Origin of the sequence: Clostridium omnivorum, from assembly GCF_026012015.1 — a bacterium.
Taxonomy (GTDB): domain Bacteria; phylum Bacillota; class Clostridia; order Clostridiales; family Clostridiaceae; genus Clostridium_AX; species Clostridium_AX omnivorum.
The window spans coordinates 2,486,736-2,502,703 of sequence record NZ_BRXR01000001.1 but is presented as its reverse complement, the minus strand read 5'-3'; the positions used below and the strand labels follow the sequence as shown (position 1 = coordinate 2,502,703).

13 protein-coding genes are annotated in these 15,968 nt (G+C 35.4%); 2 read left to right on the top strand and 11 right to left on the bottom strand.

Annotated features, from left to right (window positions below):
• Positions 1 to 110: 110 nt before the first annotated feature.
• The 8 genes from kduD to bsdE14_RS11915 all read right to left on the bottom strand — a co-directional run bounded on the left by kduD (position 111) and on the right by bsdE14_RS11915 (position 6,947).
• Complete coding sequence (kduD, locus tag bsdE14_RS11950; protein WP_264850166.1) at positions 111 to 893, bottom strand: 2-dehydro-3-deoxy-D-gluconate 5-dehydrogenase KduD; 783 nt, start codon at positions 891 to 893, stop codon at positions 111 to 113.
• Positions 894 to 911: 18 nt separating this feature from the next.
• Complete coding sequence (gene iolB / locus bsdE14_RS11945) at positions 912 to 1,733, bottom strand: 5-deoxy-glucuronate isomerase (RefSeq protein ID WP_264850165.1); 822 nt, start codon at positions 1,731 to 1,733, stop codon at positions 912 to 914.
• Between the two features lie 41 nt (positions 1,734 to 1,774).
• Positions 1,775 to 2,413 carry a lactate utilization protein gene (locus tag bsdE14_RS11940; RefSeq protein WP_264850164.1) on the bottom strand — a complete coding sequence of 213 codons (639 nt, stop codon included), beginning with the start codon at positions 2,411 to 2,413 and terminating at the stop codon, positions 1,775 to 1,777.
• Between the two features lie 46 nt (positions 2,414 to 2,459).
• Positions 2,460 to 3,407: a sugar kinase gene (locus bsdE14_RS11935; protein ID WP_264850163.1), complete on the bottom strand. Its 948-nt coding sequence runs from the start codon at positions 3,405 to 3,407 to the stop codon at positions 2,460 to 2,462.
• Between the two features lie 2 nt (positions 3,408 to 3,409).
• Positions 3,410 to 4,432 carry a sugar kinase gene (locus bsdE14_RS11930; RefSeq protein ID WP_264850162.1) on the bottom strand — a complete coding sequence of 341 codons (1,023 nt, stop codon included), beginning with the start codon at positions 4,430 to 4,432 and terminating at the stop codon, positions 3,410 to 3,412.
• A gap of 30 nt (positions 4,433 to 4,462) precedes the next feature.
• The gene (locus bsdE14_RS11925; protein ID WP_264850161.1) at positions 4,463 to 5,107 is read right to left on the bottom strand and encodes a bifunctional 4-hydroxy-2-oxoglutarate aldolase/2-dehydro-3-deoxy-phosphogluconate aldolase; all 645 of its coding nucleotides are present in this window, start codon (positions 5,105 to 5,107) and stop codon (positions 4,463 to 4,465) included.
• A gap of 235 nt (positions 5,108 to 5,342) precedes the next feature.
• Positions 5,343 to 6,257 carry an ROK family protein gene (locus tag bsdE14_RS11920; RefSeq protein ID WP_264850160.1) on the bottom strand — a complete coding sequence of 305 codons (915 nt, stop codon included), beginning with the start codon at positions 6,255 to 6,257 and terminating at the stop codon, positions 5,343 to 5,345.
• Between the two features lie 60 nt (positions 6,258 to 6,317).
• Positions 6,318 to 6,947: a carbohydrate-binding family 9-like protein gene (locus bsdE14_RS11915; protein ID WP_264850159.1), complete on the bottom strand. Its 630-nt coding sequence runs from the start codon at positions 6,945 to 6,947 to the stop codon at positions 6,318 to 6,320.
• A gap of 229 nt (positions 6,948 to 7,176) precedes the next feature.
• Here bsdE14_RS11915 and bsdE14_RS11910 point away from each other — a divergent pair, with 229 nt between their 5' ends.
• A complete protein-coding gene (locus tag bsdE14_RS11910) occupies positions 7,177 to 7,872 on the top strand; it encodes an ABC transporter ATP-binding protein (protein WP_264850158.1) in 696 nt (231 codons plus the stop codon).
• A 3-nt stretch (positions 7,873 to 7,875) separates the two neighbouring features.
• The gene (locus bsdE14_RS11905; protein ID WP_264850157.1) at positions 7,876 to 9,477 is read left to right on the top strand and encodes a putative ABC exporter domain-containing protein; all 1,602 of its coding nucleotides are present in this window, start codon (positions 7,876 to 7,878) and stop codon (positions 9,475 to 9,477) included.
• A 71-nt stretch (positions 9,478 to 9,548) separates the two neighbouring features.
• Here the strand turns inward: bsdE14_RS11905 and bsdE14_RS11900 are convergent, their stop codons facing one another.
• From bsdE14_RS11900 to bsdE14_RS11890, 3 genes are all read right to left on the bottom strand, one after another.
• On the bottom strand, positions 9,549 to 11,015 hold the full coding sequence (locus tag bsdE14_RS11900) for an ABC transporter substrate-binding protein (protein WP_264850156.1): 1,467 nt from the start codon (positions 11,013 to 11,015) through the stop codon (positions 9,549 to 9,551).
• Between the two features lie 167 nt (positions 11,016 to 11,182).
• Positions 11,183 to 14,677 (bottom strand): endo-beta-N-acetylglucosaminidase, encoded by a 3,495-nt coding sequence (locus bsdE14_RS11895; RefSeq protein ID WP_264850155.1) that lies wholly within the window; start codon positions 14,675 to 14,677, stop codon positions 11,183 to 11,185.
• Between the two features lie 275 nt (positions 14,678 to 14,952).
• On the bottom strand, positions 14,953 to 15,939 hold the full coding sequence (locus bsdE14_RS11890; protein ID WP_264850154.1) for a glycoside hydrolase family 130 protein: 987 nt from the start codon (positions 15,937 to 15,939) through the stop codon (positions 14,953 to 14,955).
• Positions 15,940 to 15,968: the final 29 nt, after the last annotated feature.

Below are 15,968 nucleotides of genomic sequence, written 5' to 3'. Positions count from 1 at the left end.
TAATCTGACAATATAAACAGTGCGAAAAAATAAGCAATGCTACATAATTTATGAAATTCCTGTAGTATGCTTATTTTTTCTTACTTTTTCTTATTTTTACTATTTAATAATTATCTGACTAACCATCCGCCATCTATCGCCATTATATGACCATTCATATAATCGGAAGCTCTACTTGATAAGAACACTACTGCTCCCATTAAATCAAATGGATGACCCCATCTAGCTGCTGGAATTCTTCCAAGTATTTCGTTGTTTCTATTTTCATCTTCTCTTATTGGTGCAGTATTTGCTGTAGCTATATAACCTGGAGCCATAGCATTTATTTGTATATTATATTCTGCAAGTTCATTAGCAAAAGCCTTTGTTATTCCTGCTACACCATGCTTTGAAGCTGTGTATGGAGGTACAAATTTTCCACCTTGGAATGCAAGCATAGAAGCTATATTTATTATCTTTCCACTGTTTTGCTTAACCATAATATTCGCAACTTCTTTGCTTAAATAGTAAACTGCATTTAGGTTTATATCCATAACTGCTTGCCAGTCTTCATCCTTGTACTGAAGCAGTGGAGCTCTTCTTATTGTACCTGCATTATTAACAAGAATATCTATTCTTCCAAAATGCTTCATACACTCCTCTACTACCTTTGTTACATCTTCTCTTTTTGACAAGTCAACTTGAACAAATTCTATTCTTCTGCCTTCTTTTTCAACTAGCGCTCTAGTTTCATCCCAATTTTTATCATAGGTTGGAACAAATATATCTGCTCCTGCTTTAGCAAGTGCTACAACATATCCTTGTCCAAGACCTGTATTTCCACCTGTAACAATAGCAACCTTTCCTTTTAGTGAGAAAAAGTCCATTGAAAATTTATCTAATGAAAAATCCATAATTTATTCCCCTCTCTCTTATAGATTGTCTTCTATGTTCTTTATCATTGGTACTGCTTTGTTTACCCATGCTTGATTTGGATCTGTTACTGGGCATTGAATTCTACAGTTTCCAGCTAGGAACCATAGATAGTAAGTTGTAAAGCCTGGTGCTGATACCACTGTATGATATCCCTTTGGCATCATAAGTATAGTTTCATTTTTAACTGTATAAACTTCGTCTATTGATAAATCATCTGTATAATATTTTGCAAGTCCAAAGCCTTCTGGGCTGTTAACCTTGAAGTAATACATCTCTTCCATGAATACTTCATTAGGAAGATTGTCCACTTCATGCTTATGTGCTGGATATGTGGACCAGTTTCCTGATGGAGTATAAGTTTCTCCTGCTATAAGTCTCTTTACAGCGCCTTTGTGATTAACATTTATTCCGTGGAAGTTTCTTGAGAAATTTGATATTCCCCACTTTCCAGTTTCTACTTCTTCAGGATTTATAACATATGGCTCATATTTTTCATCACATTTTGCCATAGCCATTGCTGCTTCAAAATTAAAGCTTTCAGCAACTATTTCATACTCACTGTTGCATGGAATATAAACTGAGTGAGGTTTTCCTGAAAATACATTTGGTCTTCCTCCAACTACTCCAAAATCTACTCCATCAACCTTGATTACAGCTTTACCTCCAAGGATAACCATAAGTATTTCATTTTCTCCTGATTGTCCCTTATAGCTTTCGCCCTTTTTAAGTACTACCTTACCAAAATCAAGCAGGTTACATGGATTCTCTTTTACTTTATTTAATCCAGTTTTTTGTTCAACGTTTTCAAAATATGTCATATTAATCCCTCCAAATTTCATTAATTTATTTCTACGGGCTTTTAATAGCCAACTTCATCACCAACAACTATTACAGTAAATCTACCTTCAAATTTCCCACCATTATTCACTACTGACAGGTAGTTGCATACTCTTCCAGGTACACTGCAGTCTTGGCAAAAGCCTGTTTCGACGCAAGGTGTCTTGTGGTTTATTCTCTTTGCATTCATAATTGCCACTCTTTTAATTCTCTTTTCAGCCTCTTCAAGATTTTCAACTATCTTGTTAGCTCCTGCAATTACAATAACCTTTTTAGGTCCAAAAATCATACCTGCTGCCCTGTTGCCCGAGCAGTCCATATTTACTAGTTCACCTTTTCTAGTAATGGCATTGGTGCTTGTTACTAAATAATCTGCAACCATTGACTGCCTCATAATTTCAACTATCTCTGGAAAAGGTAAGTCCTGATATCTATCGTAGAAGTTATAGTCACCCTCCCTAAAGGTATTTACTAAATCCATTTCATTAAGGGTAACTGAACCACCTAATGCAATGCTAGAACCCTTAGGTATTAGCTCAAGTACTTTTTCTTTTGCCTGTTCTAAATTATCAACATAAAGTGCATTGTACTTCTTTGCATTGAGTATACTTACTATTTCCTTACCCTCGCATTGAAGCTTCCACCTTTTAACTTCATTCATTTTAATCACCAGCTTTAATTTATTCTTTTCATAACATTATATAATGTTACCTATCAATAACCTTATTTTTTCCCATGAACTGCATTAGCTGATCATATATTGGGTACCCTTCCATATCTCCTTTAACCATAGTTGCCATGGCACCAATAGCATTAGCGTACTCTGCACACTGGAACAATTCACAATTCTTTATATATCCAGATAAGAAACCTGCTGCAAAGCCATCTCCTGCTCCTACGGTATCTTCTGGTCTTTCTACCAAATACCCTGGAATATAGTGAGCTTCTTTAGAGCTTGCAGCGTAGCAGCCATCTTTTCCAAGCTTTACTGCCACTATACTGCAGCCTAAGCTTAAAAACTTATCTGCTATATCCTTAGGGTGTCTCATCTTAAGTAATATTTCACCTTCATCTATTCCTGGGAATATTATGTCTGCCTTTTGAGCAATTTCTAATAACACTGAAGTAGCTTCATCTATGTCCCAAAGCTTTAATCTAATATTAGGATCAAATGAAACTTTAACTCCATTTTCCCTAGCAATATCAATAGCTTTAAGCACTGTATCTCTGCAGCTCTTTGAAAGTGCAGGAGTAATTCCTGTAATATGAAGTATTTTAGCCTTTTTAATGTACTCTATATCAATATCCTCTGGCTTTAAATTGCTTGCAGCAGAATCTTTTCTATAGTAATACACATTAGGATTTGAGTGAATAAATCTCTCCTTAAACAAAATCCCTGTACTTTTTTCCTCATCAGTTATTGCCCTTGATACTTCTACACCTTCGCCTCGGATGACAGCCTTGATATATCTTCCAAACTCATCATTTCCCAGTCTTGAAAACCAACCAACTTCATGTCCAAGTCTTGCTAAAGCTATTGCCACATTTGATTCTGCTCCTGCTATGGACTTATTAAAATTTTGAACATATCTAATTGGTCCATTTGAATCTGGATTAAAAAGCACCATTGATTCTCCAAAAGTAACAACATCCATAATTATCTTTGTACTCTCCCAGAAGCGTCTCCTTTAGCCAATGTTTCAACTTCTTCTATAGATACAAGGTTAAAGTCACCTTCAATTGTATGCTTTAGACAGGAAGCTGCTACTGCAAATTCTAATGCAGCTTGATTACTATAGCCTGAAGTTAAACCATATATTAGTCCAGCTCCGAAAGAATCTCCTCCTCCTACTCTATCAACTATGTGCATATCATATCTTCTTGACTTAAAGAAATCCTTTCCATCATAAAGCATAGCAGACCACCCATTGTCTGATGCTGATATACTCTCCCTTAAAGTTATAGCTGTATATTTTAAATCAAATCTTTCTACTAGCTGTTTTGCTACATTCTTATAGCCTTCATCGCTTAAATGTCCACCTGTAATATCCGTTTCATCAGCCTTAATTCCAAATACCTTTTCGGCATCTTCCTCATTAGCTATAACTACATCGCAGTACTTAACTATTTCGCCCATTACTTTTCCAGCCTTCTCAGTACTCCAAAGCTTCTTTCTATAATTTAAGTCTACGCTTATAGTTACACCAGCTTCTTTAGCAGCCTTTACAGCCTCCAAGGTTATAGCTGCACACTCATCTGAAAGTGCTGGGGTAATTCCAGTAAAGTGGAACCATTCAGCTCCATTAAATATTTCCTTCCAGTTAAAATCCTCTCTTTTAGCCTCAGCTATTGAGGAATGAGATCTATCATATATTACCTTTGAAGGTCTTTGTGAAGCTCCCTTTTCACAGTAATAAATGCCGACTCTGTCTCCGCCTCTAACGATTAAATTTGTATTAACACCATACTTTCTAAGTTCATTAACAGCACATTGTCCTATTTCATTCTTTGGAAGCTTTGTTACAAAATAAGCTTCTTTATTGTAGTTTGCTAGTGAAACAGCAACATTTGCTTCTCCACCGCCATAAACCACTCCAAACTCCCTAGCCTGTGCAAATCTTTCAAATCCCACTGGTGCGAGTCTTAACATTATTTCACCAAAAGTAACTATCTTACCCATATTGTCCTCCAAATCATACATATAGTTAAATTATTTTGCTCTAGCCATTTTCACTTCTTCTATAAACTTTGCAGCTGTTTCTGTTATTAAATCGTAATCGCCAGTTTTAGCTCCCTTAGTTAAGTCTCCTCCTGTGCCTACTGCAACTGCTCCAGCTTTTATCCAGTCCTTAACATTATTAAGATTTACTCCTCCTGTAGGCATAAAGTTTCCTTGTGGAAGAGGGCCTCTAAAGGCACTTATTATTGATGGTCCAAAAGCATTACCTGGGAATACTTTAATAACTTCAGCTCCTAGTTCCAGTGCTTCAACAGCTTCCTTTACAGTCATTACTCCTGGCATCACTGGTACTCTGTATCTATTGCAAAGCTTTACTGTTTCTATATTAAGGCTTGGACTAACAATGTACTTAGCTCCAGCAAGTATACATGCTCTTGCAGTCTCTGGATCAAGCACAGTTCCAGCTCCTATTATTACATCCTCGTCCTTATACTTTTCACATAGTTCCTTTATTATATCTACAGCACCAGGAACAGTCATAGTAATCTCCAGCGCTTTAATTCCGCCTTTTTTCACTGCTTCTATTATCTTTATTCCCTGTTCCTTTGATTCAGCTCTAATAACTGCAACTACTCCGCTTTCAGCTATGTTTTTAATAGTCTCTATTCTTTGCATATTATCCCTCCTGTGTGCATAACAATTATCAATTGCAGCGTCTTCATTATTGCAATTTATCATCCTTTATATGCTTAAGTTTAAGACCACACCTATTAAATTTGTAGTGTCAATATCTAAAATAAACTGCCAAAATCCTAAATAAAACTAATACAAAAAATTGTCCTATAAAGTTAAAAATAGCGAGGATATCTAATATAGATATCCTCGCTGTCTAAGCATTTTCAGTATTTTTTTAAAGTGCTATATAACATGCTCCATATATCCCTGCATCATTTTGAAGTTGTGCTTGTACAATATTTGTATGCTCAGCATAATCTGCCATAGCTCTTTTCCTAAATCTTCTGTTAAGCTCATGAAAGAATTTTTGTCCCTGAGCTGAAATGCCTCCCCCAAGTACTATTAACCCTGGATCTAAAAGATGTGTCACGCTGACAATTCCGGTTACTACATGCTCCAAAAAATCATTATAAACTTCAGCAGCTAGCTTATCTCCATTATCAACCAGCTCCATTATCACTTCACCATTTACAGCATTCTCATGAATTTTTATACCTTGCTCTCTGGCTCTATTTATGTAGCTTCTAATGAAAGCTGAAGTAGAGGCATAGCGCTCATAACAGCCAACAGTTCCACAGCCGCATTGTTCACCCTGCTCATTCACAACCATGTGGCCAATTTCTCCAGCAGCACCACTTACTCCTTTTACGACCTTTCCATCTATTATAATAGCGCCTCCAACTCCTGTTCCTAGTGCAATACATACAAAAGTATCACTGCCCTTTGCAGCACCCATCCACATCTCACCTAGCGCTGCGGCATTAACATCATTTTCAACATAAGTGTCAAGTCCAGTTCCCTTCTTTACAGTTTCAGCTAGCCTTGCACCATTGTATCCAGGAAAATTATTAGCTGCAATTACCACTCCATTTTTACTATCAATAAGACCTGCTGTACTAATTCCAATACTGTGAAGCTCATACTTTTGCTTAAGCTCCTCTACAATATTAATCATATTTTCTGGTATTGTTACTTTACAATCATGATCAGGGGTCGGAAACTTTCCCTTACATAGTATTTCTCCATCAGAATTAATTACTGCATGCTTAATAAAAGTTCCGCCTACATCAAAACAAACTACATTTTTCATTTTTTACCCTCCATCCAAAACATTAATTACCCGTATGTTTTATGTGTCATATTTAATTAATTAAGAAAATACTAACTCACCAAACTTCTCTGGCATATGAAAATTGATTTTTCCCGTGTTTCCCCAGGAAGAGTATTCATCCTTTCCATCCATACCCCTGTCAATTCTATAAAAGTTAATAAGCCATCTATCCCCTGGTAATGGAGGATTGTTTTTTGCAGTAACAAATTCAGATAGTGGTACAGCTATTTCTGTACACCATTTTTTTGTTTTTTCATCAATTGTAACTGCACTTATTACCTTTTGATCTATTCTTCCAAAGCCATAGACTTTTCCTGCTAGATTATTATTTATAAAATAATGCAGTACTGCATTAAGTGGGTTAACTTCTATTTCTACATAAGTCTTTAAATCACTGTTGTCATCAATGAATACTTCAACTACATCCTCTTCATAGAGTTTGTCATTGTAATTTGTCATTGATGCCTTTACATAGTCGTCACTGCAGTTAAATGAAAAGTAGAGATAACTATTACTGCATAATACTTTTACTTCCGTATCTAGTCTTGACCTTTCCCCTGTAACTGTTTCAGTGAGCTTAACAGCTTCACCCTGTTTCCATTCCTCTTTATCTAACAAGCCATCAATGTTTATATCGTGGTCTATTATTCTGCAATTATAACTTTTCATAATATCCTCCATCTCCAATTAAGCTATATAGTTTTCATTTCTTCTTTTATTAAAGGTTCTCAATATAAATCATATATTATTTATGTCTACATTTATTTAGCAATATGGCCGTAATATTTATATTTTCGGTCAAGAGCATATACCCATTTACTTTTTTGGCATATCTATTCCTTTATGTTATAATATGGTATAAAATCAATTGATTATTATTTAACAAGGGGGCATGATTATGTTACAAATTACAAACCTAAGCAAGAACTATGGTAAAACTGAAGCTGTTAAAAATATTAGCTTTAATGTAGAACCTGGGGAAATAGCAGTACTTGCAGGACCAAACGGCGCAGGAAAGTCTACAATAATTAAATCCATAGCAGGCTTATTAAAATATGAAGGCAATATAACTATATGTGGTCACAGCAACAAAAGTGTAAAAGGAAAAAGCCTTCTAGGCTATATTCCTGAAATGCCTTCCTTATTTCCTCTATTAACTATTAACGAACATATTACAATGATGGCTCATGCATTTGGGGTGAAGGATTATGAAGCCAGAGCTGAGGAACTATTAACGCTATTTGACTTGTGGGATAAAAAGGACAAGTATGGCAGTGATTTATCCAAAGGAATGCAGCAAAAGGTAAGCATCTGCTGTGCTCTTATTACACAGCCAAAGCTTCTTTTAGTGGACGAGCCTATGATTGGTCTTGATCCAAAAGCCATTAGAAATATGAAGGAATTACTTATGGAATTAAAAAATCAAGGTACTGCTATTGTTATAAGTACTCACCTTCTTGATTCTGCACAAGAACTTTGGGACAAGATACTCATAATGAAAAATGGTGAATCAGTGCTAGCTAAGTCCAGACATGACTTCGATGGCGAATTTAAAACTCTAGAAGACATATTCTTCGAATTCACGGAGGAATAATTTATGAAAGCACTAGTCTATATAATTAAAAGATCACTGATAAACTACATAAAAAGATTTAAAGAAAAGCCTCAAAAGCTAGTAGGTCCTGTGTTTGTAGTACTTTGGCTTATAATAATGTTTCTTCCAATGACAAAGAACCCAAATAGCAAAAGTTCTATACAGCCTGATATTTTTGTAAGCTTATTTATGCTTTTTATAATAATTGTATTTTTATTTTCCTTATATAGTGGTTCCAAAAAGGTAGATTCAAAATTTAATATGTGCGATGTAAATTTAATTTTTGTGTCACCAATTAGACCTCAAACTGTACTGCTTTATGGCATAGTTAAAAAGATTGCTTTAGAGCTTTTAACCTCCTTTTACCTTATATATCAGATTCCCAATATACTAAGGAATTCTAATATACCTGGTATAAATCAGCTGCTGCTGATTGTTGCATACATTCTTTTTCAGCTTGTTCTATGCAACATAATAAAACTCTTTATCTTTGCAATGAGTACAAAGCATGAAAGCCTTGGAGATACAATTAGAATAATTATAAGAGTATTAGTTGTTTCCACAGTAGGCGGCATCGTGCTGCTTTTCTTAAAAGGAAGCCCACTTGAATTCGCAAACTCTCTTATGAACCATGTTACTTATGATGCCTTTATAAAATACATACCAGTGTTTGGATGGATGAGAGAAATGGCTCTGCAGACCTTCACTGGAATAACCTTATCCTATTATATATATCTGCTTCTTCTTTTGGCATTAAGCGGCCTCTTAATCTACATAACCTACACTATGGAATTAGATTTTTATGAAGACATGCTAGCTTCAGCAGAAAATAATGATTTACTTAAAAATATAAAAGAAGGTAAGGATGTATCATCGCAGCGCAAAACTAAGCAGACCTTTCTCACTAAACCATTTAAAAAAATAAATTTAAAGCTTGATGGAGTTTATGGCGCTAAGGTTTTATTTTTCAAACACATGAATGAATACTTAAAGAGAAGCTTTTTGTTTTTAATTAATACCTATTCTTTAGCACTCCTTTGTGTATCAGTACTTTTGGGTATTTTTGCTAAAGGAATGGACATAAAACTTGTGTTTTTACTAGCCTGTGTACTTCTATTCTTTAGCGCTGGCTTTGGAGGAAAAATCTATATAGAAATATCCCATTACTTCATTTTTCTTCTTCCAGATAGTCCGCATAAAAAGCTCTTTTATGGTATTTCTTCCTCCTTAGTGAAGGTTTTCTCCGATTCTTTACTTTTATTTTTACCCTTTGGCATACTTGCTAAAGCATCACCAATTGAAGTAATACTATCAATAATATGCTACGTTACCCTAGGAGGCATGCTGTCCTACAGCGGACTATTCGGGTTTAGAATTGCTTCGTTTTTAGGTTTCACAGGTGCCCTTTCACAAGGTTTGTTTTTTATGTTCTTCCAGCTATTAATTGCAGTACCAGCTGTAATAATGGTGGTAATTTTTACAGTATCCTTTACAGCATTAAGTTCTTACGCCATTTATCCTGCCTTCCTAATTTATAGTATAGTGGCAGCAGCTCTGTTCTCCTTTGGCTGTGTTGGATTGTTTAATGATATGGAATTTATGTAATGCAAAAGAGCCTGCTTTCACAGGCTCTTTATTTTATACTGATTAAAAGGAGATTTTTAGATTATCGCTATCTATTTGCTGCTTGCCTTCCATTGATCCATTTGCTTTTGCATTTCAGCAACTATTTTATCTATACCAGCTGCCTTAAGCTTAGCATTCATCTTAGGAAGGTATTCATTTGGATCTACTGTTCCGCTATTTAAAACTGGTCCAAATTCATCTAAGATATTTCTAAGTGCGGCTACTTCAGTATTTACTGGAGTTGCATCAAATTTGAAACCTAGTGCAGGAGATTTCTTAGAATCAGAATTGAACTTCTTGAATTCATCCCACTTAGTCTTTGGTTCATTATCTAAAGTGTAAGTAATAAATAGGTTTCCAAGTGCGAAATAAGGCATTTGGTAGTTCTTTTGTTCTGGAGTAATCTTTATTTGGCCGTCTCCAACCTTTTGATAGTGTACTCCTTCTATACCATAGTTTACTAGATTTCTTAAGGTCTTATCAGTATTTAAAAGATTTAAGAACTGCATAGCTTTATCTGGATGCTTTGATGTTACAGATATAGCTTGCATAGCTCCTGTAGTTGAAGCATTAGTGATATAAGTATCCATTATTGGAGTTGCTACTACTTTGTATCCTAAATCTTTTGACCATAATACATCTGCATAAGGCTGTCCGTCACCCTTTGTTACAAATCTCTTAACAGTCTTATCATCCTTAGCTGTAGCAGCATCCTTGTTTATATATCCTGCTTTATAGTACTTGTTCATAGTCTCTAGAGTTTTCTTCATTCCATCTGTTTCATAAAGATTAGCTACTTTTAAGCTATTATCTGTTAGGGATACTCCAACAGGATCTATTATCTTATCAAAAGCTTGTGGAACTGTGAAATCCTTAATGATATAGAATGGAACTACATCTGGTTCCTTTTCCTTTATAAGCTTAAGGTATGGCTCTAGGTCCTCTAGAGTCTTTATCTTTGATATATCAATATTGTATTTGTCTACGTATTCTTTAGTAAATACCCACTCTGGTGATACTCCAAGTTCCTTATTAGTTGGAACAGCATAGATTTTTCCGTCCAGCTTTGCGCCTTCCCAGAAGTTTTTATCTACTGTATTGTAAGTATCCTTACCATACTTTTCTAAAAGATTGTTTTTTGAATCATTTAGTGCTACAAAAGCACCTTTTCTAGCATTTGCTAAATAATCATTAGCCCATGAGCAGGTAAACGCTATATCATATTCCTCTCCTGAGTTAATAACCACCTGCATCTTTTGGTTGTAATCACCCCAGTCAACCTGCTTAATCTTAACGGTTGCGCCTATTTTATCCTTAATATACTTATTAATTTCCTCATTTACCTTTTCCATATCCTTTTGAGGAGTACCAATAGTATACCAAACTAGTTCTACTGGTTTAGAATTTGAATCCTTTTGGCCTGATGTAGCTTTATCCTTAGTACATCCAGTTAAAACCATTGAAGATGCTATTACAGCCCCCAAAGTTAATGCCAAGAGTTTTTTAAACTTTAACATATAATATCCCTCCACACCTGTACTTTAAATGCATTTAACGTTTACAGTTTTATTATAAATAGCTTGAACTCTTATTTATAGTGTACAATTTTCACATTTACTGTGAAAATTTCACATTGTATTACATAAATATTTCATGGGATTTTTCATTAAATCCTCCAATTTTATTAGCTAGACTTTTTCTTTCTAATTCCTATTATTATTCCTCCAAATATCAGCGAGAAGCCAAGGAGAACTAGTAATGAATCATCTACAGTGGAACCTGTTTTCACTAAGGTAGTGTTTTTATTGCCACTAGCTGTACCTGAATTATCCTGATTTACACTATTTGAACCATTACCTGAAATAGTTCCATTATTTGAAGGCTCTTGCTCTTTATTGTCCTCTTTAATAACCTTTGCCTTTAATAGTTCAAAGCTTCTACTCAGCTTACCTACCATGGAATTTACTTCTTCCTGTGTTGCATCAAAATTTAATAGTAGAGCGTTTGCCTCATTAAAAACCTTGCTGAATGCTTCCATGTCCTCTTGTTTATATTGTCCAGCATTATTTCCTATAATAAAATTCTTAGACTGCTTTTGCATATAATCTACTGCAGCCTGAAGCTTGGAAAAATCAGCTTTATCCCTGCTCTTTATAAATTCTTGAATTGCTGTGTTCAATCTATCTGTTTCATCCATTATAGCTTGCGCTTCTGCGCTATCATTATTTAAAACCTGCTCAGCATTTGAAAGCTCTTCCTTAAAAGCCAAAACTGCTTTAGTAAGTTTATTATATTGATTTAAAGTATCTTTACCTTCATATATCTTATCTCTTAGTGCACTCTTAAGAGCCGAGTACTTTGGTACTGTGAGTTGTGCTGCTTCTACCCCATTTATCTCAAATTCATAAATTCTTGCAGCTCCTCCTGAGCCAGAACCTTTTTCAGCCTGGGTTATATATAGTCTTGCGTACCTTGCAGCTGTATAATCAATAGGATGCCTTGTTATACCATCCACATTATCCTTTACATCAACTACAGTATTCCAATTAGTTTTGTCATCACTTAGCTGTATCTTAAAATCACTGGTATTCAAGGCTCCACCTTCACCACCAGCAGCTGCATGCTTTATAGCAAAATCAGTAATAGTTGATGTCTTTCCTAGGTCTACTATAAGCCACTTGTCTCCTGAATTTGTAGTACACCACTTATTTTTTACACTGCCATCTACAGCCTTTGAAGGACCCTCACTGTCATTAGTAAATCCACTTGCCTCAGCAGCCTTGTTCAAAGCTAAATTCTTTATTCCGCCAACTGCATCCTTAGAAATAGTTATGAGATTATCTTTCCTCATAACATCTTCCCCGGCAGCATTCTTAGCCTTTAGTGATACTGTATAAATTCCTTCTTTATCAAACTTAACCTTTACCTCTTTATCTGTACTTTTGTCAGGAACAGCACCTTCTATTGTCCATTCCAATTGCTCAGTAGCTGCGGAGGATGTGCTCTTAAAAACTATCTCCTCACCAGGGGCAGCTATACTGGAACTTATTTCAAAACTAGCCTTAGGAGCTGGATAGTCAGGCCACTGCCCTGAAATAATGGTTTCATTGCTTTCAGAAGCTTCAAAATACTTATTTACAGCCTTGACTGCAAATTTATAGTCCTTTTCCCTTCCATCCCTTTGAATCTCCTGCACAAAATAAGCATTATTAGGAGTTGCCCCTAAAAATTCTCTACTGCCATCTGCTTTAATTCTATAAATTTCATACTGCTGCACTTCTCCAGGCACCTTATCCCAGCTAAGCCTTGCAGTTGTAAAATAGCTATCTCTAATTTTTGAGTCATCAATTTTTAAATTAGATGGCTTGCCTATAATAAGTTTATCAAGATTATTCCTTATTTCAAGCCTTCCTAAGTTGAGCTTATAGTCATCCTTGCTTTCATTGCCTGATACATAAAGTGAGATATTATCTAGCTTCCTTCCAGAAAAATCTGCGAGAGATACCTCTGAATTTTTCCAGACATTCCCTGAACTCTTTAAATCAAAGTACTTTGTTTCATTGCTTCCATCAAAGCTTAAAGCTAGCTTTAGATTCGTATTTGCATTTTGCTTATAAGTAAGCGATATTATAGTATCTTCTTGTATTTTTAAATCTGAATTATATAGCTTAATTAAAGAATTTCCACCTTTATTAAGTGCTCCCTGAAGCTTAATTGATGAGCCCCCATAGTATGAGTCTGTATAGTCTTCTGAAGCTTTTAGTAAATTCCCACCATTATTATCTATAACCCATCTATAGGTTGGCATCACCTCTTGAAGGCTTCTATTATTCCATTCCAGATTCCCCGCCTTGTTTCCATTTACATTGTAGAACTTTCCGTTTCCCATATTGAAGTTAGTTACAAATGGAATACTTGTTACTGGTGACTTTTCCACAAAGTAATTTGATATCCCCTTCCATGGATGCGGAGTATTTGTGTTTCTTGGATCTCCACTTTCACTTACCCAGAATCTATTTTCTTTTTTCAAGAACTCATCATAATTTGCAGATGAGTAATAAGTCCAGCTTGGACAATAAAGTCCAAGGGATGTTGTAGGCTCCTGTCCTTCTGGAAATAGTGTACTTAAAGCCCCAGTTCCCTTGTTTGGATATAGTTCATTAAAATCTGCATCCATAGAGTATAGAGTATCATAACCATTCGCCTGAACATCTATGCCTGCATATAAATCATAAGGACTTCTTCCTAATTGTTCAGCAACAGCCTTTGAATTTTCAAGTTTTTTCGGTTCCAATGCTGTATAAGTTCCATCACTATTCCACTGTATGGTGTAATACCAATAAAAATCTAAAAACATACCATCTGAAACTCTAGTATTTCCATCCTGTAAAAACTGCTTATTATTATCATTTAACTGTCGTTGCCATTTAACATTTCCATTCTTTATCATGGAATCATACCACATTATCTGCATGTCTTTATCTTTTTTGTTTTGAATATAAACTAAAAACTCTTTAAAGGTAGCAGCTTCTTCTTCCGTTAAGCCATTTGTTTCCTGATTGATAAACCATCCATCAAAGCCATAATATTTGGCAGCTTCTAAAAGCTTATCGGCCATAATGAAGTTTCCATTAGAGTCCTTACTCAAAAATGCTTTTACCCATTGAATTTTCCCACCATACGCTTCTGGAGGAAAGAATACTGTCCCTAATATTTCAACTCCATTACGATGAGCTGAATCTATAAGGTCTGAGCTAGGCGGAACAATAATTCCTTCTCCTGAAGAGCCTGCCCAGGCAACTAGTGTATCCACGTATTGCCAATATGTAAAATTGTAGTTTTCAAACTTATTTGAACCTTGAGAAGGAGTGGAACTAGTATGTTCATTGGCAATAGCCAGTGATACAACCTTAGCCTTATCACTTTGAGTACTGTTTAATTTATTCCCCTTTACCCTCTTTTGAAGAGGTACTGTCCCTCTGTTAAATTTTGCATCTTTATCAGTGCTAGGACTCCACTTTAAAAGTTCCTCAGGAAACCAGTAAGAAGCTAATGGCTGCCCTGTCTTTTCCTGCATAGCTTGGTCATCTTTTGTTATGGCAGATACATTTAAATTTATTGAATTGAAAAGTACCATAATACCAAGTGCCAATGCTGATAACCGTTTTTTCAGTTTCATAGTTATTCCCCCTTAATCATTAAACGTTTTCAAGATGAATTAAATTGCTGTGTTTAGTTAAATTTTACAAACTATACTAGTAATTTACTACTTGCTAAATTATAGTTTTAGTGTATTTTCTACAGCTAATTCTTAAAGCTAAGCAACTTTAGGAACAAAAAATAAAAGAGCTATGAAATATTTAAATTTCGCAGCTCTTTTGCATTTAACACTATTCAATATTTTATTCTAAAAGTTAGCTAGTAAGGTGCTCTATCCCTTAGCAATCCTAATTTTTATAGCTTTGAATTATTTTTAATAAACTCAATTAACTCATCTACTTGTGCAAATGCCACACCTGTTACTGTATCAGCAGCTCCGTAGTATACTGCAATTCTGCCAGTATCACTGTCTGCTAAAGCTGCACATGGGAATACTACGTTTGGCACGTCTCCTACACATTCGTACAGCATTTGTGGTGACATTAGATATGGTTCTGTTCTGTAAAGCACCTTCCATGGCTGCTCTAGGTCTAGAAGCGCTGCACCAAAATGATATACATAGCCATTGCAGGAGGTTAATACTCCGTGGTAAAACAGCAGCCAGCCTTCTGTAGTTTCTATTGGCACTGGACCTGCTCCTATTTTTGTACTCTGCCACCAGCCTCTTGTTCCCATTACGTGTTTATGTTTTCCCCAATAAACCATGTCTGGGCTTTCACTGTAAAAGATATCTCCGAAAGAGGTATGTCCTGTATCACTTGGCCTACTTAGCATAGCATATTTTCCGTTTATTTTTCTTGGGAACATAACACCGTTTCTATTGTATGGCAGGGTTATATTATCCAGTTGGTGAAATTCCTTAAAATCAAAGGTATAGGCTAGTCCTATTGTTGGTCCATGATAGCCATTGCACCAGGTAACATAATATCTATCCTCTATAAAGCAAACCCTTGGATCGTAGGCATACTCAAATTCTCCTACTTCCTCTTTGTCTCCAATAAAAACTATTGGTTCAGGGTTTATACTCCAGTTTATTCCGTCTTCACTAAAGCCTGCATGTATTCTCATTTCACGTCTTTTATCATCACATCTAAAGACTCCAGCATACTTCCCTTCAAAAGGCACTACTGCACTATTGAATATGCTATTTGAAAAAGGTAACAAGTTCCTTGGTATAATTGGGTTTTTAGAGTATCTCCATATTACGTCCTTACAGTCTGCCGGTCTATCCTCCCAAGGTATATTAGGGAGGGATGGACCTATTATAGTTTTTTTATTCATAATCTCCATCCCCTTATCAGCTTCACATT